General features: G+C 35.6%; 14 protein-coding genes. 9 read left to right on the top strand and 5 right to left on the bottom strand.

The genetic code is table 11. The features are described from left to right. Nucleotides 1–3 precede the first annotated feature (3 nt). The 3 genes from V6S17_RS09620 (at nt 4) to V6S17_RS09610 (ending at nt 2,927) form a co-directional block, all read left to right on the top strand. On the top strand, nt 4–1,386 hold the full coding sequence (locus tag V6S17_RS09620; RefSeq protein ID WP_029091838.1) for a cryptochrome/photolyase family protein: 1,383 nt from the start codon (nt 4–6) through the stop codon (nt 1,384–1,386). Between the two features lie 215 nt (nt 1,387–1,601). Beyond that, complete coding sequence (locus tag V6S17_RS09615; protein ID WP_029091839.1) at nt 1,602–2,069, top strand: Ig-like domain-containing protein; 468 nt, start codon at nt 1,602–1,604, stop codon at nt 2,067–2,069. A gap of 21 nt (nt 2,070–2,090) precedes the next feature. Then, a complete protein-coding gene (locus V6S17_RS09610; RefSeq protein WP_036043417.1) occupies nt 2,091–2,927 on the top strand; it encodes a collagen binding domain-containing protein in 837 nt (278 codons plus the stop codon). A gap of 41 nt (nt 2,928–2,968) precedes the next feature. On the opposite strand, the gene V6S17_RS09605 is transcribed toward V6S17_RS09610, so the two are convergent. From V6S17_RS09605 to V6S17_RS09590, 4 genes are all read right to left on the bottom strand, one after another. Continuing rightward, on the bottom strand, nt 2,969–4,072 hold the full coding sequence (locus tag V6S17_RS09605; RefSeq protein WP_029091841.1) for an ABC transporter ATP-binding protein: 1,104 nt from the start codon (nt 4,070–4,072) through the stop codon (nt 2,969–2,971). A 22-nt stretch (nt 4,073–4,094) separates the two neighbouring features. Next, nucleotides 4,095–4,916 carry a carbohydrate ABC transporter permease gene (locus tag V6S17_RS09600; protein ID WP_029091842.1) on the bottom strand — a complete coding sequence of 274 codons (822 nt, stop codon included), beginning with the start codon at nt 4,914–4,916 and terminating at the stop codon, nt 4,095–4,097. Between the two features lie 24 nt (nt 4,917–4,940). Further along, on the bottom strand, nt 4,941–5,783 hold the full coding sequence (locus tag V6S17_RS09595; RefSeq protein ID WP_051457408.1) for a carbohydrate ABC transporter permease: 843 nt from the start codon (nt 5,781–5,783) through the stop codon (nt 4,941–4,943). Between the two features lie 254 nt (nt 5,784–6,037). After that, complete coding sequence (locus V6S17_RS09590) at nt 6,038–7,285, bottom strand: sugar ABC transporter substrate-binding protein (protein ID WP_029091844.1); 1,248 nt, start codon at nt 7,283–7,285, stop codon at nt 6,038–6,040. A 193-nt stretch (nt 7,286–7,478) separates the two neighbouring features. Here V6S17_RS09590 and V6S17_RS09585 point away from each other — a divergent pair, with 193 nt between their 5' ends. The 6 genes from V6S17_RS09585 to V6S17_RS09560 all read left to right on the top strand — a co-directional run bounded on the left by V6S17_RS09585 (nt 7,479) and on the right by V6S17_RS09560 (nt 18,346). After that, nucleotides 7,479–9,650 (top strand): glycoside hydrolase family 3 N-terminal domain-containing protein, encoded by a 2,172-nt coding sequence (locus V6S17_RS09585; RefSeq protein WP_119946088.1) that lies wholly within the window; start codon nt 7,479–7,481, stop codon nt 9,648–9,650. 5 nt (nt 9,651–9,655) lie between these two features. Then, nucleotides 9,656–12,922, top strand: coding sequence for a GH36-type glycosyl hydrolase domain-containing protein (locus V6S17_RS09580; RefSeq protein WP_051535992.1), 3,267 nt, complete (start codon nt 9,656–9,658; stop codon nt 12,920–12,922). A 19-nt stretch (nt 12,923–12,941) separates the two neighbouring features. Further along, nucleotides 12,942–13,910, top strand: coding sequence for a LacI family DNA-binding transcriptional regulator (locus V6S17_RS09575; RefSeq protein ID WP_029091845.1), 969 nt, complete (start codon nt 12,942–12,944; stop codon nt 13,908–13,910). A 3-nt stretch (nt 13,911–13,913) separates the two neighbouring features. Next, nucleotides 13,914–14,654: an alpha/beta hydrolase gene (locus V6S17_RS09570; RefSeq protein WP_029091846.1), complete on the top strand. Its 741-nt coding sequence runs from the start codon at nt 13,914–13,916 to the stop codon at nt 14,652–14,654. Between the two features lie 441 nt (nt 14,655–15,095). Then, nucleotides 15,096–16,643: a CDP-glycerol glycerophosphotransferase family protein gene (locus tag V6S17_RS09565; RefSeq protein ID WP_051535993.1), complete on the top strand. Its 1,548-nt coding sequence runs from the start codon at nt 15,096–15,098 to the stop codon at nt 16,641–16,643. Between the two features lie 14 nt (nt 16,644–16,657). Beyond that, on the top strand, nt 16,658–18,346 hold the full coding sequence (locus V6S17_RS09560) for a hypothetical protein (RefSeq protein WP_029091848.1): 1,689 nt from the start codon (nt 16,658–16,660) through the stop codon (nt 18,344–18,346). 280 nt (nt 18,347–18,626) lie between these two features. Here V6S17_RS09560 and V6S17_RS09555 read toward each other — a convergent pair whose 3' ends face one another. Further along, entirely contained in the window at nt 18,627–19,928 is a 1,302-nt protein-coding gene (locus V6S17_RS09555) for an ISL3 family transposase (RefSeq protein ID WP_338515672.1), read from the bottom strand. Between the last annotated feature and the right edge of the window lie 50 nt (nt 19,929–19,978).

Here is a 19,978-nt window from a genome sequence, read left to right as displayed (position 1 = left end):
GTTATGAAACATATTGTTTTGTTTCGAAATGATTTAAGGTTTGATCAACAACCAGCATTAGCGGCTGCTATAGCTGCAAAACAACCTCAGGATGAGTTGCTATTTTTGTTTCATCTAAACCCAGAGCAATTTGCTGCAGGTACTGCTCGTCATGATTATTTTTTTAAAACTGTGGAATGGTTTAAACAGGAGTGTCGCAAAATAGCCCCTTTGCATTTTATAGTAGGGACCGTTGAAGAAGCATTTCAAGAGCTAATCACTGAGATAGGTAACGATATCAGTTTTTATTTTAATCGGCAAATGTCAGGCTTTGGTTTGAAACGTGATGAACAGTTGATAGCTCTTCTTGAAAAAAATACGATACCTTATCAACAATTTCTTGATGGGCATCTACATTCTGTTTATGATGTAATGAAACCTGATGGTTCACCATATAAGGTTTTTACACCTTATTTTCGTCAGTGGGTTACGCTAGAAAAACCGGGCTATCATCGGTTAAAGGTCCAGTTTATAACAGCTGAAAAAGCTCAATTAACTTGTTTTAAAAAGGGAGAAAAGGTCTTTAATGAGCTAGTAACTGACTTAAAGCCAAGCTACTGGGATGATACAATCGGATTAGAAGCAGCTCGTCAACAAATGATGACGTTTTTGAAAAACGGATTAGAAAATTATGATACAGCACGAGATATCCCTTCTATTGAAGGAACAAGTCGTCTATCGCCTTATTTAAAAGTAGGCGTTTTATCTATTGTTGAGGTATTTCACGCTGCTCAGTCGACAGAAGCGCGTGGCCAAGCAACTTATATTAAAGAGTTGGCATGGCGTGATTTTTATCAAATGATTGCTTGTTATCATCCCGATGAAAAAAACAACGAAATCATGCCTAAATATCGCGCGATTGAATGGGAAAAAAACCCGACTGGATTTAAAGCATGGTCTGTTGGAGAAACCGGTTTTCCGATTGTTGATGCTGCAATGAAACAACTCAACTGCACTGGTTGGATGCATAATCGCTTACGCATGATTGTTGCATCTTTCTTAGTGAAGGATTTAGGAATTGATTGGCGTGAAGGTGAACGTTATTTTTCTGAACGTCTCATCGATTATGATGCTGCATCCAATATTGGCGGTTGGCAATGGGCCGCATCTACGGGTGTAGATGCAGTGCCTTACTTCCGTATTTTTAACCCAACTGTGCAAAGTGAACGATTTGATGCACAAGGTGATTTTATACGTGAATGGATTCCCGAATTAGTTGATGTAGCGTCAAAACATATACATGAACCGCATAAATATAATATCTCTTATATAATACCGATAGTAGATCATGCAAAAGCGCGTTTAGCAGCCATTGAGCGTTTTAAAAAGCTAGATGAAATAAAATAGTTCCTATATAAATGTTTTCAGAAAGATAATAACTACTAGTTAGTTATTATCTTTTTTTCTAGTTGGATAAATTTAGTAGAGCGGTATAAAAGTTCTGAATTATCCAAAAAATGAAAAAACATGCTATAATTATTACAATAAATTCTATTTATTAAGGGATAAGTGGAATTTTTAAAAGTAATAAGTGGTTATAAAAAAAGGGGGTAAAAGTGTATATGTTGGGGAAAATAGTTAAAGTGGTAGCCGTACTAAGCCTTTTTTTAGTAAGTCTGAGTAATTTGACAACACAGGTTTTTGCAGCTGAAAAGGGACAGGAACACATTACTAACATTGAATTGTTAGATGGGAATAACAATCCAAAATCTGATTTTGGACAATATGAATCGATGCAGGTAAAATATGATTTCAGCTTTAAAAAGGGAGAATTGGTAGCAGGTGACACGCTTAAGTTACAATTACCAAAAGAGCTCGTGGTCGCTAAAGATATTACTTTTGATATTAAAAGTAGTACGGATGAGAGTGTAATAATTGGTTCAGCTTTTGTTGCTCAATCATCTGGATTTATTACAATTACATTTAATAACCAAGCAACTAAATATGATACATTACATGGTTTTGCTAAATTTTGGGTACTATGGGATCGTAATTTAATTGGTGGAAAAGAAAGTGTTATTTTAGATTGAGGACAATATGGACAGACAACGGTGGGTATTACACCAGATGGTGTTCAGGATCCAAATGAAACCTTAGTGAAGACAGGTGAAATTGATAAAGCAGACCCCACACTTATTCATTGGATTATACGTGTGAATTATGCTCGTTATGACTTAAAAGATATTATTTTAAATGATATTGTAGGTCCAAATCAAAAACTTATACCAGATTCTTTCCGAGGAATATATGCGGATTACACAAGTGATGTTGACTTTAATATTGAAAAATTCATATTACCTGAACAATTTGCTGTTCAATCAGATACAACATTCAGCGTTGATTTAGGTAGTTTTAAAAACACTGCTATTATCGCTTATGATACACGTGCGACTGATAACGGTGAATCTAGTCGCTATACAAATACGGTAAAAGCAACGGGTAGTGAAATATCTGAAGTTATATTTGATGGTTATACGCCAATAAATGGTGGAGATGGTGGTGGAGACGGTTCTAACCCGCCTGACACAACAACCGAGTCTGATACAACGCCTGACTCAAGCACAACGTCTGATTCAAGCACAACGCCTGACTCAAGCACAACGTCTGATTCAAGCACAACGTCTGATTCAAGTACAACGTCTGATTCAAGCACAACGTCTGATTCAAGCACAACGTCTGATTCAAGCACAACGTCTGATTCAAGCACAACGTCTGATTCAAGCAAAACGTCTGATTCAAGCACAACGCCTGATACAGGAACAACGCCTGATTCAAATTCATTACCGCATACCGGTGAGGAGAGTAATCATTTATTACTTTATCCAATTGCAGGTTTTACCTTAATAATACTGGGTAGTTATTTCATACTTAGAAGATTGCAAAAATAAAAAAAGCGTTCACATCGAAAAATTGATGTGAACGCTTTTTATTATAATGACAAACGTTGTTCAGTCTCAGCATCAAAGAAATGTGCTTTACTCATTTCTAAAACAAGTGACGTTTGCTCATTAGCTTTATGGATCGTGCGTGAATTAACACGTGCAGTAAAATTAGTTTTACCGATTTTACTGTGTAGGAGGAACTCTGCTCCAGTTAATTCAGCTACAATTGTTGTTGATTGGATTGTGTAGTCAGGGTAAGCATCAAATGCAATCGGATCATCTTTAATATCTTCTGGGCGAATACCGAGGATGATTGATTTACCTTGATAACCATCACGAGTTAATGTTTTTAAATGACCTTCAGGAACACCAATGGTAAAGTCATCAGAGACAAACGACGAACCTTCGATTTTACCATGGAAGAAGTTCATAGCAGGTGTCCCAATAAAACTAGCAACAAAAACGTTGTTAGGTGTGTTATAAACATCAATGGGTGCACCAATTTGTTGAATAACACCATCTTTCATGACAACGATACGAGTGGCCATTGTCATTGCTTCTGTTTGATCATGTGTGACATAGATAATTGTGTTGTTAAGGTGTTTATGCAATCGTGTAATTTCAGCACGCATTTGCACACGAAGCTTCGCATCTAAGTTAGACAAGGGCTCATCCATTAGAAAGATAGGCGCTTCTCGTACAATCGCACGTCCTAAAGCCACACGTTGGCGTTGCCCACCTGAAAGAGCTGAAGGTTTACGTTTTAAAAAGTCTGTTAAACCAAGCGTTTCAGCGGCATCAGCAATACGTTCTTTGATTTCATTTTTAGGAACTTTACGCAATTTTAAACCAAATGCCATGTTCTCATAAACTGAAAGATGAGGGTAAAGCGCATAGTTTTGGAAAACCATCGCAATATCACGATCTTTCGGCGGTGTTTTATTAACTAATTTATCTTTAATATATAGTTCTCCACCAGAAATAGTTTCAAGTCCAGCAATCATACGTAGCGTTGTTGATTTACCACAACCAGAAGGTCCAACAAAAACGATAAATTCTTTGTCTTCAATTTCAAGGTTAAAATCTTTTACTGAAGGTTCAGTTGAACCCTCGTATATTTTTTCTATGTTGCGTAAGCTTATTTGTGACATGTCGTTACTCCTTTCAAACTGTTTATTTCAGACCTGAGATGTTAAATCCTTTAAGTATATGTTTTTGGAAGAATAAGAAGATGATAATGATTGGAATAACCATGAAACTTGAACCTGCCATTTGAAGAGCAAAGTTACTGGCATGTTGTCCTTTAAGTAATGATAATCCAACAGATAATGTATAGTAACGTTCATCGTTAGCTACAATTAACGGCCATAGGAATGCGTTCCAGCCACCAATAAATGTCAGGATACCTTGTACCGCAAGAACAGGTCGTGAAATTGGAATGATAATTTTCCAGAAAATGTAAAACTCACTTGCACCATCGAGCCGTGCCGCTTCTAAAAGCTCATCGGGAATCGTTGACATGAACTGTCGGAAAAGGAAAATCCCGAAGGCACCAACCAGTCCTGGTAAAACAATCCCTGTCAGTGTGTTTGTTAACCCAGCCATTTGAATGATGAGGTAAACTGGGATCATTGTTACTTGTCCAGGAATCATCATTGTCATTAAAACAAGGTAAAAGAGTTTGTTTTTATGTTTCATTTTATATTTCGCAAAACCATAGCCTGCCATTGCGTTTAGGAATAAACCAATAAACGAGAAGAAGACGATAATTAGCGTATTAATGAGATATTGGAAAAAGTTAAGACGAGTAAATAGCTCAATAAAGTTATTGAATGTCCAATGTTGCGGTAAAATAGTCGGTGGTATTTGCGCAATTTCGGCTTCTGTTTTAAATGATGAAAGTATCATCCAAACAAATGGAAGGATCATGAACAATCCACCAATCGCTAAAATACATCCAACGATAATTTTACTTTTTTTAGATGCTGCATACATAAGATGAAGGCCCCTTTCTCAATTTTAGTTATCCTTTTTGGCTTGGCCACGGAATTGGATCAATGTGATGACGACAATAGCGATGAACAAGATAAAGGAAGCAGCCGATGCAAATCCAAAGTTACTGAATTTGAAACCATTGTTATAAATATATAATGAGATAGACATCGTACTATTTAATGGTCCACCTTCTGTCATGATGAAAGGTTCTTCGAAGAATTGTAACCAACCAATAAGCGTTGTAACAGTAACAAAGAACAATGCAAATTTAAGAAGTGGAATTGTGATTTTGTATAGTTGTTGCCAGCGAGAGGCCCCATCCAATTCAGATGCTTCATAGTATTCACGTGGAATCCCTTGAAGAGCGGCTAAAAAGATGATCATATTAATACCGATTGCTTTCCAAACCGCTAAAATAATTAATGAATATTTAGCGATGGCTGGATCTTGTAGCCACTGGATTGGTGGAATATGCAAGAAGGATAATAAATAATTGAAAAACCCGAATTGTGGGTTATACAAATAAGACCAAATAACAGCGACTGCAATAACGTTAGTGATAGATGGTGTGTAAAAGATTAAACGGAAAGCCACAAAGATTTTAGCTTGGCTAAAGTTGATGAGCAAAGCCGTACCTAATGAACAAGCGATAACCAATGGTACACCTATAACAACGTAAACAACGGTGTTGCTAACTGATTTTAGAAAAAGTGGATCCTTTAGAACAGCGATATAATTATCAAGCCCAACAAAATTAAGGGTAGAGAAATCACCTAAACTAATTAAGTTCATATCGGTAAAACTGATAACAAAAGCAACTAGAATCGGCAAAATTGAGAAGATTACTAACAGTATAAGTGCTGGCATAATGAAGCCGTAACCAGCGCGTTGATTAAAAAAAGAACGCAAAATGGCACCTCCTATAATTTAAACCGAAAGAGCTCATTTAAAGTTGTAAGACTGAATTTAAATATCAATCTAGGTCGTTACTCCTTGATATTTTATCCAGCCTTACGATCCTGTAGGAAAATTAATAAGTTTTGTTTTAAATACAAAACCAGTTTGATATTACTTTGGCTACAATGTGGAAACTTGGCATAATACTCTCGGTTTTACGTTATTTATTTTTTGCTATCATATATTGCTTGTGATTGTTCGTTGAATTTATCCATTGCTTTTTGAATATCAGTATCTGATTTGTAGATTTCTTCAAATGTATTGATAAAGTTTTGTGAGAATTGATCAAAACTAGGTGTTAACATTGCTGGTTGAGCTGTTTTTAATTGCTCGTTAAACACTTGGTAAATTTTATCATCTTTTAATGATTTATCATCAGCTGCTTCAGTAACTGCTGGTAATGATTTTGTTTGTTTCATCCATTCAAGTTGATGTTTTGTATCTGACATGTAATCTAAGAATTTAACAGCATTTTCTTTTTTATCTGTGTAGTTAAAGACAGACCAGTTAGCGCCACCGAGAATAGAAATGTTATTTTCTTTTTTAGGTAGTACAGCAACATTCCATTTGCCTTTTACATCAGGAATCGTTGTGTTAATTGTATCAATCATCCATGGACCACTAACAAACATTGGAATGATGGGTTCATCGCCACCAAATGATTGAACTAGGTTAAGACCTAAGTTAGATGTAGGAGAAGAACCATTTTTGTAAAAGCTATCCATGTATTCTACAGCTTCAACGAAAGGTGCTTGATTGAAAAGTAATTTATCATCTTTTACAAGTTCAGAGCCATTTTGACGTGCAAGCATGAATGGCATTGTTGGTTCTTTGGGATCCAAGTTTAAACCGTATAAGTCATCACCACGGTCACCAAGTTTTTTAGAAACTTTTGCTAATTCATCCCATGTTTTTGGAGGCTCGTTAAAACCAGCTTTTTTCAATGTATCTGTACGGTAGTATAAAACGCGTGTTTCACTGTACCAAGGCACACCATATGTTTTGCCGTCAAACTGAGTTGACTCAACAGCGCCTTTATAGAAGCGTTTAGGATCAAGGTTAGGATATTTATCGATATACTCATCTATTGGTAGAAGTGCTTTTGCTTTTGAAAATTCAGACATCCAACTTGAGCCCATTTGAATAACATCGGGACCACTTTTAGATGCAACAGCAGTTAGTAATTTATCATGCGCATTTCCCCATGGAATTGCTTGTACCTTTAATGTAATACCAGTTTCTTTTTTAAAGTCATCTGCAATTGTTTTAAATTGAGTGGCTTCATCACCCATTGCCCAAACACTTAGTACATCTTTATCACTATCGCTGGATGAAGCCCCTTTACCGCAACCACTTAATACAAGAACTGCACTTGCCAAAACAACAAAAAAGAATACCCCAAATTTCTTCATAAAACTCTCCTCCTGAAATGTAATTGTCTTAGTGAAACGTTTCGCTAAAATCATCTTACCTTAAAAAGTAAGCGGTTGCAAGTTTTGTTTTTTTGCACTTGATTATGCTTTTGATATAGTTTATGCTTAATATGTCTAAGTGAAACGTTTCGATAAGCGTACGATAATACAAAAGTTAATCTAGGAGGAATGAATGATGGAAAATGAAAAATTACAAGTGTTATTAAGTAAAATGACGGTAAAACAAAAGGTTGCACAGCTATTACAATTAAATCCCTTTTACTTTGAAGCGGATCGTAATGAAGAACAAATTACAGGACCAATGACTGATTTACATGTCACAGAAGAAGAAATTGGTTTGGTAGGCTCTATTTTAGGTGTACCAGATGCCGAAAACGCACGTAAAATTCAAAACCAACATTTAACAACTGATCCTAATAAAATTCCGCTTCTATTTATGATAGATGCGATTCACGGTTATAAAACAATTTATCCTATTCCATTAGCAATGGCAGGAACATTTAATCCAGCAATAGTAGAAGAAACAGCAAGTATGTCCGCATATGAAACAAGTACACAAGGGCATCATGTTACATTTTCACCAATGGTTGATCTTGTTCGTGATGCGCGTTGGGGTCGTGTAATGGAAGCTTCAGGTGAAGATGTTTATGTCAATCAAGAAATGGCACGCGCATTTGTTCGAGGTTACCAAGGACCAGCAAACGAACTTCATGGCAATCAAGAAAAAATCGCTGCCTGTGTCAAACATTTTGCCGGCTACGGTATGGTTGAAGGCGGACGTGAGTATAACACGGTTGATTTATCACGTAAAGAACTCTTCCAAAATCATTTGCCAGCATATGAAGCGGCATTAGATGAAGGTGCAAAATTAGTAATGAGTGCATTCAACTTATTTGAAGGCGTACCAGTTAGTGCGAATACATATATCTTCCGTGATATTTTACGTGAACGATTAGCATTCGAAGGGGTAACAATTTCTGACTGGGGTGCAGTTAAAGAGTTGGTTTATCATGGTGTGACAGGTGGTAAAGAGGGTGCAGCAGAATTAGCACTTAAAGCTGGTATTGATATTGAAATGATGTCTTCATGTTATATCGAGTATTTAGAAGTTTTAGTGGAACGTGGTGAAATTGAAACAGCTATCCTTGATGAAGCGGTCTTGCGTATTTTAACATTAAAAAATGACTTAGGATTATTCGAAAATCCTTACCGTGGTCTTGATTTAGAAAATAAAGAGTTATCAGAAGAACATTTGGATATCGCACGTCGTGCGGCAGAAGAAAGTTTTGTACTACTGAAAAATGATGAGCAAACATTGCCTTTGAATACTGAAGCGAAAGTAGCTTTAGTTGGGCCATTTGCTGAAAGTGATGATTTATTAGGCGGTTGGGTTATTTTTGGTAAACGTGATGAAACACCAGTTTTAGCGACGAAATTCAAAGAAACATTCACCAATGCCACAGTTGTTCCAACTGCAGATCATCAAACAATTACCGATGCGGAAATTGCAGAAGCAGTAGCAGCAGCAAAACTAAGCGATTCAGTTGTCTTAGCAGTTGGTGAAACAAGTGATGAGTCAGGTGAAGCAAGCAGCCGTTCAAATATTCAATTAGCAGCAGCACAACAAAAATTAATCAAAGCGGTCGCAGAAGTGAACGAAAATATTACATTGGTTATTTTCAATGGTCGACCGTTAGAATTAACAGGTATTGAAGCCTATGCAAAAGCAATATTAATCGCTTGGTTCCCAGGTTCTGAAGGTGCGAATGCATTAACTCGTGTGTTAAGCGGTAAAGTAGCGCCGTCTGCTAAGTTAACGATGTCGTTTCCTCGAGCAGTTGGTCAAGTACCGATTTATTACAACCAACTTCCAACAGGGCGTCCAGTTGATGCAGCAGATGCTGATGCAGCCTTTGCTTCAAGCTATTTAGACGTTGCTAACACGCCATTATATCCGTTCGGTTATGGCTTAAGTTATGGTGAATTAACAATTACAGACTGGTCAATTGCCAACACACAATTGCAAAAAGATGAAGCAGTTAGCATTGAAGTAACTGTTGCAAATACAGGTACAACGACAACATCTGATGTTGTACAATTATATATGAACGATCCAATTGCAGCGGTCAGTCGTCCTATTAAGGAATTGAAACGTTTCCATAAGTTAACAATGGCACCACAAACAACAGCAACAATTACGTTAACACTTCCTTATAAAGAATTAGGTTATTATGATTCACAAACGAATTATCGCATAGATGCAGGCGAATTGCATTTTACTGTTGGGTTCGATTCAGCACATGTATCTGAACGCAAAACACTGACAGTTAAGGAAGGGAGCTAAGCGTATTGACATACAAAAAAGCAGCGAATCACTTAAAAGCGGCGAACATGAATGTCTATCTGTACGACAATGGTGGCATTCAGGCCATTCAAGCAGATAATATTTTGCTTAATCAAGTTGTATTACATCCTTTTGATGAACCATTACAACAAATTTATTTACGTCAGTATAATGATGAAACAATCAGCTATGTCCCTTTGTTGACTCACACTTGTGAAATCGCGATTGAGTCAAAAGCAGTTACATATACTGGTAGAATAGATAATCAACCTTATACTGTGCGATTGAGTTTGCATGAACATGGCTATTTTTATGATGTAGCAATTGCAGGTCTTTCACAAACAGCGGATTTAGTCTTTTCGCAAGATTTAGGTTTAGCTGAAGAAGGGGCATTGCGTAGTAATGAAGCTTATACATCACAATACATCGATATCCGTGCAGTAGAAGCAGAAAGTGGTTACCGTTTATTAGCCAAACAAAATCAGGCTCAAAATGGTGCCTTCCCACAAATTGAAGTCGGCAGTTTTCAACCTACCGTTGCATATGCAACGGATGGGTTTGATGTATATGGTTTGTCATATAAACAAACAGGCGAACTTTCGGGGTTAAAACAACCCAAATTAGCAAGTCGTATCTACCAATATGAAATGTCACAATTATGGTTGCAGACAGAAACGTTTAAACCAAATGAAGCTGTGAATGCTACTTTTTATGTATGGTATAAAAAAGATATAGGTCAACACGCAAGTGAAACCATCGATGCTGATCTTTTAAAAACAACTTATAGAGAGTTAATAAAGGGTGAAGTAGCTCAAACAAAAACAGCAGGATTTAAGATGCCAATCACTCATTTAGCAGGTAAATCATGGAGTAACGAAAAGATTGATAGTCGATATGAAACAATTGTAACACCTGAACGAAATAGTGATGAAGCCTATTTATCTTTCTTTACAGCTGAGCATAGCCATGTTGTAACGCTCCAAAAAGAATTATTGGTTGCTCGTCAGCACGGGCACGTCCTCCTAGATAAAGTCGATGTTTTAAAACCGCAACACACATTAGCGACAACTTCTTGGATGACGGGTGTATTTAACTCACAGGTGGTTCAAGGTAATACCAATTTAAATAAGTGGCTCACACATTCACGTAATCCTTTAAATATTTTACGTAATAGTGGTCAGCGTATTTATTTGAAAACAACAACGGGTTTACAATTATTAACAATGCCAACGTTATTTGAAATGGGTGCAAACTATACGCGCTGGTTCTATCAATTAGACAATGACGTACTAGTTGTTACAAACGAAGTAACCAGTGAAAGTAAGGAAATTCGTTTAACCATTACATCTGAAAATAAGTTATCTTATTCATTTGTGATAACAACCAATCATTCGTTTGGTGCGAATGAGCATGAAGAAAATTGCGCTGTTGATAGTGTAGAAGAAACTAATGCTATTCTATTTAATGTGAAGGGTTTGCCTCGATATGCGTTACTATTTGATGGTTCTCAAATCAAAACGAAAATGAACAGTGACTATTTTGTGGAAGGAATGGCAGCAGAAGCTGATTTAACAGTGCTCGAAACAACGCCACAAACAGAGTTTGTATTGACTCTGCAGACTGGTGATCGCGAGGGCTTGCCTCAAGCAGGTACATTTGTAGAAGAACAAGCGAAGATAACTGCTTATTATAAAGGTTTAGTGAATGACTTAGCGTTTGAAGCACCAACAGCGTTAGCGACAACATTAAATCTTACAACTTTCTGGTACACACACAATATGCTTGTACACTATGCGTCACCGCATGGTTTAGAACAATACAGTGGCGCTGCTTGGGGAACACGTGATGTTTGCCAAGGTCCTTTTGAATTTTTCCGTACGTTCAATAATAAAGAAGCCATGAAGAGTATTCTGCGCGAATTGTACTCACATCAATATGAACAAACGGGTGATTGGCCACAATGGTTTATGTTTGATGATTACCGCGAAATTCAACAAGAAGAAAGCCATGGCGATATTATAGTATGGCCTTTGAAAATTATTGGTGATTATTTACAACAAACAGGAGATATTGCCTTTTTAGATGAAGTTTTACCTTATACGGATAATCATACATTTAAACAAACAACAGGTGATACATTACGAGCGCATATGGATAAAGCCATTGCAACCATTGAGTCACATTTTATGCCAGGAACCTTCTTATCTAATTACGGTAATGGGGATTGGGATGATACGTTACAACCCGCAAGTGTTGCAATCAAAGAGCGACTTGTTTCATCTTGGACAGTCACATTAACATACCAAGTATTTAAAACATTAGCTGAAGTATTACCAGACAATAAAAAAGTTAGCGCATTAGCTGCTGGAATCAAAGCTGACTTTGAAAAATACTGTTTAGCGACAGATGATGTCATTCCTGGCTTTCTTGAATTTGAAGAAACAGGCCATGTGACCCCACTTATCCATCCGACAGATACGAAGACAAATATTTCTTATCGTTTGATACCGCTCACGCGTAGTATTATTGCAGGACTTGTGAGCAAGGAACAAGCAGAAAAACAATTGGCACTTATTAAAAAAGAATTGCATTTTGAAGACGGTGTACGTCTCATGAATCACCCAGCACAATACCAAGATGGTATTTCACAATACTTTAAGCGAGCAGAGCAAGCGGCTAATTTCGGACGAGAAGTAGGGTTAGCTTATCTCCATGCCCATATTCGTTATGTTGAAGCATTGGTTGCAATGGGTGAAACCACAGCTGTCACTGAGTTGTTACGTATTAATCCAGTTGTGGTTCATGAAACAGTAGCGTCAGCATTGCCACGTCAAAGAAATGCGTATTTTAGCAGCTCTGATGCGCAATTTATCAACCGCTATGATGCAGCTGAAAACTTCGACAAACTACGTACAGGTGATATTGCAGTTGCTGGCGGCTGGCGTGTCTACTCAAGTGGACCAGGTATTTATCTGCATCAATTGATCAGTCAATGTGTTGGTTTGCGTGAAACTGCCACATCCTATGTGTTTGATCCTGTTCTTGATTTAAAGGAATTGCCACTAAAAGTGACACAAACACTTGCAAATCGACCTGTTCATATTAGTATTGAAGCAGGCGATCAGACGAGCCTAGTAGTGAACGATTCTGAAATTGTGACAAAGGCAACAACCGGAATTTATCGAAATTCAGGGATAACGCTAGAAAAAAGTATGATAGATAGTATACTTAAAGAAGATGATAATCACATCACACTTGTGATTTCGCAGTGAGAGGTAAGGTGAACAAAGTATGGTAGGGATCAAAGACATTGCAAAGAAAACCGGTTATTCAATATCGACGGTTTCTTATGCTTTGAACAATAGTCATAAAGTTTCGGAAGCGACACGCGCAATCATCATCAAAGCAGCAGATGAGTTACACTATGTGCCTAACAATGCTGCACGTACGCTCAAACGAAATCAATCCAACATTATCGGTGTGTTTTTAGCAGATTATAGCGGGGCTTTTTATGGTGAGCTTTTGCATGGCATTAAGTTGCAATTGCAAAAAGAAAACTACGAAATGATCGTTTGTAGTGGTGAACAATCGCACCGATTTATTCCTGAAAAATTAATTGATGGGGCGATTATATTAGATGCTGCTTTTGATGATGATGAAATTTTAAGGCTGGCGGATCTTGATAATAATATCGTTACCATGGATCGTGATATTGTTCACCCTCGCATCGGCACAGTTTTATTGGATAATGAGGGCGGCACTAATGCCGCTTTAACGCAGTTAGGTCAATATGATGAGTTACCTCTTTATATTGTGACTGGACCAGAAGCTTCTTATGATAGCCAATCGCGTTATAAGACAGCGAAGCGTTGGGCAAGTGAAAATAAATGTGAGGTTAATTGGATTGATGGCGACTTTTCACGCAAATCTGGTCAACGAGCAGCGCGACAAATTTTAAGTGAAAATAGTCGTTATCCTATTACTGTTTTTTCTTTTAATGATGAAATGGCAGTCGGCATGTATAAGGTATTTGCTAAAACTGATTTGTTAATTGGTCGAGATATTAAAATGGTCGGTTTTGATAACATTGAAATTGCTTCGTTTTTAACACCACGACTGACGACGATTGGTTACTCGAAATACCATTGGGGTATTGAAGCGGCTAAACAGATTGTAGCAATCATTCAAAATGAAGATGCCGCACATAAAAAAGTATATACAAGCCTTATTACAGGCGAATCGCTGGAAAAGGAGAGTTAGTAGATGGCGCTTTTAAAATTAAATTTTTATTCTCATAAACTTGGTATGGCAACCAATGTTAACGTGTTATTTCCAGAACAAGCAACAGATGATGACCTGCAGTTAGTGTATTTACTACATGGTTTGTCTGATGACAGTAATGCGTGGTTAAACAATTCATCTGTCGCACGCTATATCATGGGGAAACCGATTGTTGTGGTGATGCCAGAAGTGGGGCGTAGTTTTTATCATGATATCGGTGAGGGTGCTAACTACTATAGCTATCTTTCTGAAGAACTACCAGCACAAGTAGCCTATTTCTTAAACAGAAAGATTCCTGCTGAACGTACACATGTCATGGGCTTATCTATGGGTGGTTTTGGTGCGTTGAAATGGGGATTAAATCAAGCTGAGAAATTTGCAACAGTGGTTAGTTTTTCGGGGGCAATGTATTTAGATGAATTGTGGAAAAATGATAATGGGCGTAATACTGAATTCACACGTCTTTTTGGCAAACCTGAAAACATCCCCCTAAGTATAAATGATCTTGAACACGCTTATTGTCAAACTGAAAAAGTAAATCCCCAATTAGTCGTAAGACAATACTGTGGGGATCTCGATTTTCTCTACGCTTACAATCGTAAATTAGAGGCATTTGCGCAAAGTCGATCACTGGATTATCGTTTTTCACTTGGCATAGGCGAGAATCATACATGGTCTTATTGGGATAAAAGTTTAGAACAGGCCTTACGTGAACTAGATTAAAAGAAATGAAGTAGACGATTGTGTATTTAGAACAATCGTCTCTTATATGAATATTAACCTAAATTAGAAATAGTAAATGAAAAAAATTTTAGAAAAACATGATTACTATGAAAATATTTATAAAAAACATTCATGTTATATCTGTTATAACATGAATGTTTTTTATTGTTGACAATGCTTGTTACATATTGATAGTATATAAGATATGTTGTTGAAAAGGATAATGAAATTTTTCTAAACTCTTTTAACTGAAAAAAATAGTGACTATTTGTTAAAGCATTAATTATTAATGCTTTTTTTCAAATGAATAACGTAGAATTAGAAAAATAAAGTTAATTTTAAGTTACTCAAGGCAGGGGGAGATATAAAACAACAACAATAATACGAGTTAGTTTTAAATATAATGGAATTCTATGACTTTAAATGAGAAGGATGTATTTAATGGATGAAAAAATGTATATAAAAAATATTTATGTAACGAGAATGATTTTTGCAGTAGAAATTATGCAAACAAAATATGTTGATACTATTGAACAAGTTTTTTTGAAATGTAAAGACATTGCAATCGAACTTCCTACCACCTCACTAACTGAGAAAGAGGGAAGCATAAGAGCTAGTTTTAATCTTTACACACTTTATAATGGTGAGGTGATACCCGAAGGTAACTGGGAACTATTTGCAAAAACAAGCTCAAGAATAGTGAAAATAATTGCACCATTAGAGATTGATTCAAAAGATAAAAATATTAAAATAAAAGATGCTAAAAAAAATCATTTCACAGCCGAACTAACAGCAAATAAAAATACTGTTGCATTAGCAGTTAAATCTAAGATAAAAAAAGGTTTGAATAAATCAAGAAATAAAAAAATGTATCTGGCACTGTTCCAATTTTTTTATGTGTTAAAACGTTTTAAGCGTAAGAAAAAGGTGTTCTTTACATCTGCTTCTAGAGAGCAAATAGGTGGGAATTTAGAGTATGTATATAATCAATTAGTTGCTGATGGATTTAAAGGATCGATTAGAATGGCATTCAAAAAAAACATATGGGAAAGAAGCTCTCTTAAAGATAAAATTGCGATTCCTTTCCATGCTGCGACGTCAGATTATATTTTTATAGAAGATTACCAGCCAATGATTAATGAATTACCTATAAATGAAAAGAAAGATATTAAATTGGTACAGTTATGGCATGCAAATGGGGCATTTAAAACTTTTGGCTACAGTAGATTAGGAAAACCATCGGCTCCTTTACTAGCTGGTGAGAATCATAAAATATATGATTTATCTTTTGTAAGTTCGCAACATGTTGCTGGCTTCTATGCAGAGGCGTTTGCGATTCCGAATGAAAGTGTTTTAGCTACAGGCATTCCTAAAACAGATTCTTTTTTCTCGGATAAGTATATAACGGAGACAAAGGAAAAAGTATATAACCTTTATCCGCAAATAAAAAATGCTAAAAAAGTTATTTTATATGGCCCCACTTTTAGAGGTGGTGGTCCAAGAAGTGCTTATTTCCCGTTCCATAAATTAGATTTACGAAAAATCGCAAAATATTGCAGAAGTAACGACGCAATATTTTTAATTAAATCTCATTTTTTAGTTAAAAATAGTTTTACAGTACCGAACGAATATCAGGATGTCATCATTAATATGACAGATTACAGGGAAATAAATGATTTGCTTTGTGTCTCGTCAATATTGATAACCGATTATTCATCTACTATTTACGAGGCTTCTATTCTTGAAATTCCAATGATTTTTTATGCATTTGATAAAAATCTATATATTAATGGTCGTGGTTTTTATGAAGAATACGATTCTTTTGTTCCCGGTAAAATTGTGGATGCAATTGATGACCTTATAGAGGCACTAGAAAAAGAAACATATGATTATGAAAAAGTTTTGGAATTCAAATCAAAGAACTTTGATTATACGGACGGAAAATCCTCATCACGCATACTAAGTGAAACGGTATATAAAGAGGTTTAGATAGGAGTGTTGAAATGTTTCTTATTTATAGAGACGTAGAAGATGTTACAGAAAAAAAATTAGAGTATTTGGAATCAATTTTAGGAATTAAACCAGAAGTTCTCATATTGAATGGGGCAACTTTGAATAAATATCAATCACTATCGACGATCACTCGCAACCGATTGGTCGGTACAGATAAAATGAGCATCTATAGTTATATTCAACAAGTTGAAAAAAACATTGCAAATATTTCCGACTCTAGATTAGAGTATGTATTGACTGAAGACTTTCAAATATACACTGAAGAATTATCTAGCGAAGAATATTCTGTAGCTCTTTATAATAGAAAGCAGAATTCGATAGATAAAATAGTCTATGCAGATAATAAAATTGTCCGATTCAGTACATCAATCGGTAAAGAAAAACATGTTTTTTTCTTTACAAAAGATAAAAATATCTGGAGATTTGAAAAGATAAATAATGACACTAACGATTTGATTAGTGGAAAGTTTTTTGTAGATGAATCTCAAGAAATTGAGTATTTTGATAAACCAACATCAATTAAAGCGATGTTAGAAATTGCCAATGAAATTTCTAAAGATATCTTTTTTACGGATTCTATAGAGACTTGGAATTGGATTAGTGACTTTTTCCCGGTTTCATTTATTAATGTATTTAATAAGGATAATGATATTCTTCACAATGAGGAGATTATTAGCAGATCGCCAATGGTAGTCTATACTGAGTATATTCAGTATTTAAAAGTAAAGGCAGAGTATAATCTGAATTCAAATATTTACTATTTATCCAACGACTATGTTGCTAAGGAGTATGCTTCTTGCGACAAAGTAATTATCTTAAATGAAAAAGCAGACTTGAATAACTTATTGAAGGCAATGATTATTCTACATGACTCGGGGATGAAAGATACTGAAACTGTACAAGTATATCATTCAGGAACTATGCATGAGGTAATGTTGGTAGAAGAATTGAAAAATTACTTTGGAGTACAAGAAAAACTAGTTTCAAATCAAGAAATTAAAGTTAACAGTTCTAGAAATATAGTGGTTGATTTAAGAGGCAAAGTGGGTAAATCAACAGATATCTATGTAAATGATACTATTTTTGGAACGGAGCAATCGAACCCGAATAGAGTAGAATTAACTAGTTTAACTGTGTCAAAAAAAGAAATGTATGAGGAAAACCCGATTGAAGAAAGCTTTCTCTTAAATAGTAATAATTATCAAGAAAAAGGAACATTGGCGAATACAAACTTTTTCTATAATGTAATTGATAAAGTATCGTTAAGAAAGTTCGGAAAAAATTCAGATACTGCAATAATAATAGAAGGTAGTATTTTGTTTGAAAAAGAACTAAGTAATAATAATTTTGAATGTGAAATTCAAATTATTCAAAGAAGTAGTGGTGAATTATCAACTGTTTCGACAAGCTATGAAGTAGATGAGTTTGACAATAGCATTTCATACAGTGCTGAGATTGATTTTGAATTACTTGATTTGGTTAAAGGTACATTTGATTTGAATTTATCAATAACATCAAGTAATTACAATGTTCGTAAAAGAATTGGTTTTTATAGGGAATCTGAATGTAACGTTGATTCTGATAGAGTTATATTCGAAGTGTTTAATAGAAAAATTAATGTACTAGAATCGAAAAAAAGAAATATTTCATTTGTGGTTTCAACATATTTATTTGAATAAACATAATAGCTATCAAATATAAGTTAGAAGATTTGATTTTACCTAATACTCATTGTGAAAAGTGATTAAGAGAAAAGAATTGTGGCTCTATGTCAAATAGTGTTGTTATTCAAAATTAAGCAAAATATGTCACTTAGGCAGCTACCTTTTTTTTGGTAGCTGTTTATTTTTAGTCATTCCTAACGTGAGGGAAGCTTTCTGCGGGTGACTCTTCATCCTCCTCGCTTCGCTGTGGGGTATTCAGACGCCACTGTTCCCGCTAGAGTCCCCCTCACAAACGTCATGACGCTACACGTTTATTATTGAAGCCAAGTAAAATTCGGTTGCGAAAATTTGTGAAATTACGGTAACCAAAAGAAATACGTTTAATCATTTTAATTTTATTGTTGATACCTTCCAAATGACCATTAGAATCATTGTATTTAAAGCTATTCGCTATTTCAGGTAAATATTTTTTCAATGTTCTTAAACTGCGTTTCATTTGTGGAGAAATCAATTTATTTTCACTCAAAACAAGTGTTTGATACGCTGAAATATTTTTGTGCTGCACTGCAACGAGTAGGTTTTGCGCTACTTGATAGGTTGCTTTAAATTCAACATCAAGTGTCATAATATAATCGATAATCCCCATCGAACTTTTAGGTCCCTTAAATAACCGTTGGTAGCGGTAGTCTGAATCACTCAATTCTGTTTTGTTTTTAAGTAATAATTTCCAATAAGATTTGAGCTTACGATAAACCTTTTTATCTTCTGGACGTGAAGTGTTATAGCGATTCATGAGCTTGATACGTGTTTGATTAAGCGAGCGCATCACCAATTGAACCAAATGAAAACGATCAATAATCACGATTGCCTTTGGAAAAACGTCTCTAATTAGCGAGGTATAAGGCGCATTCATATCTACCACGACAGTTTTTACAGAATCTCTCGCTTCGTAGGAATAATTAAGAAAATAATCCCTCAAATGATGCAATCTTCGAGTAGGAAAGATATCCATAATTTCATGTTTTCTCGCATCCGTGAAAATAAAGCTCATTTGGCTGTCTGCACTTTTTACTGATTTGAATTCATCCATTGAAAGGTGAGCCGGGAGGCTCCCATAACTGGGTTTGAATTGGTGTGACCATTGATGTATTGCACGATTGACAGTTGTCGGAGAAACACTGTGTCTATAAGCAATATCCTTCTCAGAAGAAATAAATTGACCTTCAGACGAAATTGCTTGTATCACACGTTTTGAAATAAAGCAGTTTCTTTTTACTAGTGAAGATGATGCGGTGAAAGTAGTATGGCAACCTTCACAATAGAAGCGTTGTTTCTTCAAAAATAAATAGGTAGGCAGATTCGCTGATTTAGTAAGCGTAATGCGGGATAATTTCGTGCCATATTTAATAATTTTGACTGTCTCACTAGTAAAACCACAATTTGAACACCTGCTAGGTGTATAAGTGAGCGTTCCATAGTAACAAATGCTGGAAAATCCCTTAATTACTTGTTTTTCACACCACGTTTTTGAAAAAGAAATATTTTTATCTGTAATTCCAGAGGAATTTGCGATATTATTAGAAGTGATAGCTGACATTTTCGAATCCCCCTTATAAATTTGTTGTGATGACTTAATTTTACAGGGAT

Origin of the sequence: Brochothrix thermosphacta DSM 20171 = FSL F6-1036 (genome assembly GCF_036884295.1) — a bacterium.
Classification (GTDB): domain Bacteria; phylum Bacillota; class Bacilli; order Lactobacillales; family Listeriaceae; genus Brochothrix; species Brochothrix thermosphacta.
This window is presented reverse-complemented; position numbering and strand designations above follow the sequence as displayed.

What these genes read in the sequence shown, in the direction of transcription:
- V6S17_RS09560 (WP_029091848.1), top strand. Translation starts at nt 16,658, where the DNA reads ATGTTTCTTATTTATAGAGACGTAGAAGATGTTACAGAAAAAAAATTA.
- V6S17_RS09585 (WP_119946088.1), top strand. Translation starts at nt 7,479, where the DNA reads ATGATGGAAAATGAAAAATTACAAGTGTTATTAAGTAAAATGACGGTA.
- V6S17_RS09605 (WP_029091841.1), bottom strand. Translation starts at nt 4,072, where the DNA reads ATGTCACAAATAAGCTTACGCAACATAGAAAAAATATACGAGGGTTCA.
- V6S17_RS09620 (WP_029091838.1), top strand. Translation starts at nt 4, where the DNA reads ATGAAACATATTGTTTTGTTTCGAAATGATTTAAGGTTTGATCAACAA.
- V6S17_RS09555 (WP_338515672.1), bottom strand. Translation starts at nt 19,928, where the DNA reads ATGTCAGCTATCACTTCTAATAATATCGCAAATTCCTCTGGAATTACA.
- V6S17_RS09565 (WP_051535993.1), top strand. Translation starts at nt 15,096, where the DNA reads ATGGATGAAAAAATGTATATAAAAAATATTTATGTAACGAGAATGATT.
- V6S17_RS09595 (WP_051457408.1), bottom strand. Translation starts at nt 5,783, where the DNA reads ATGCCAGCACTTATACTGTTAGTAATCTTCTCAATTTTGCCGATTCTA.
- V6S17_RS09600 (WP_029091842.1), bottom strand. Translation starts at nt 4,916, where the DNA reads ATGTATGCAGCATCTAAAAAAAGTAAAATTATCGTTGGATGTATTTTA.
- V6S17_RS09590 (WP_029091844.1), bottom strand. Translation starts at nt 7,285, where the DNA reads ATGAAGAAATTTGGGGTATTCTTTTTTGTTGTTTTGGCAAGTGCAGTT.
- V6S17_RS09570 (WP_029091846.1), top strand. Translation starts at nt 13,914, where the DNA reads ATGGCGCTTTTAAAATTAAATTTTTATTCTCATAAACTTGGTATGGCA.
- V6S17_RS09615 (WP_029091839.1), top strand. Translation starts at nt 1,602, where the DNA reads ATGTTGGGGAAAATAGTTAAAGTGGTAGCCGTACTAAGCCTTTTTTTA.
- V6S17_RS09575 (WP_029091845.1), top strand. Translation starts at nt 12,942, where the DNA reads ATGGTAGGGATCAAAGACATTGCAAAGAAAACCGGTTATTCAATATCG.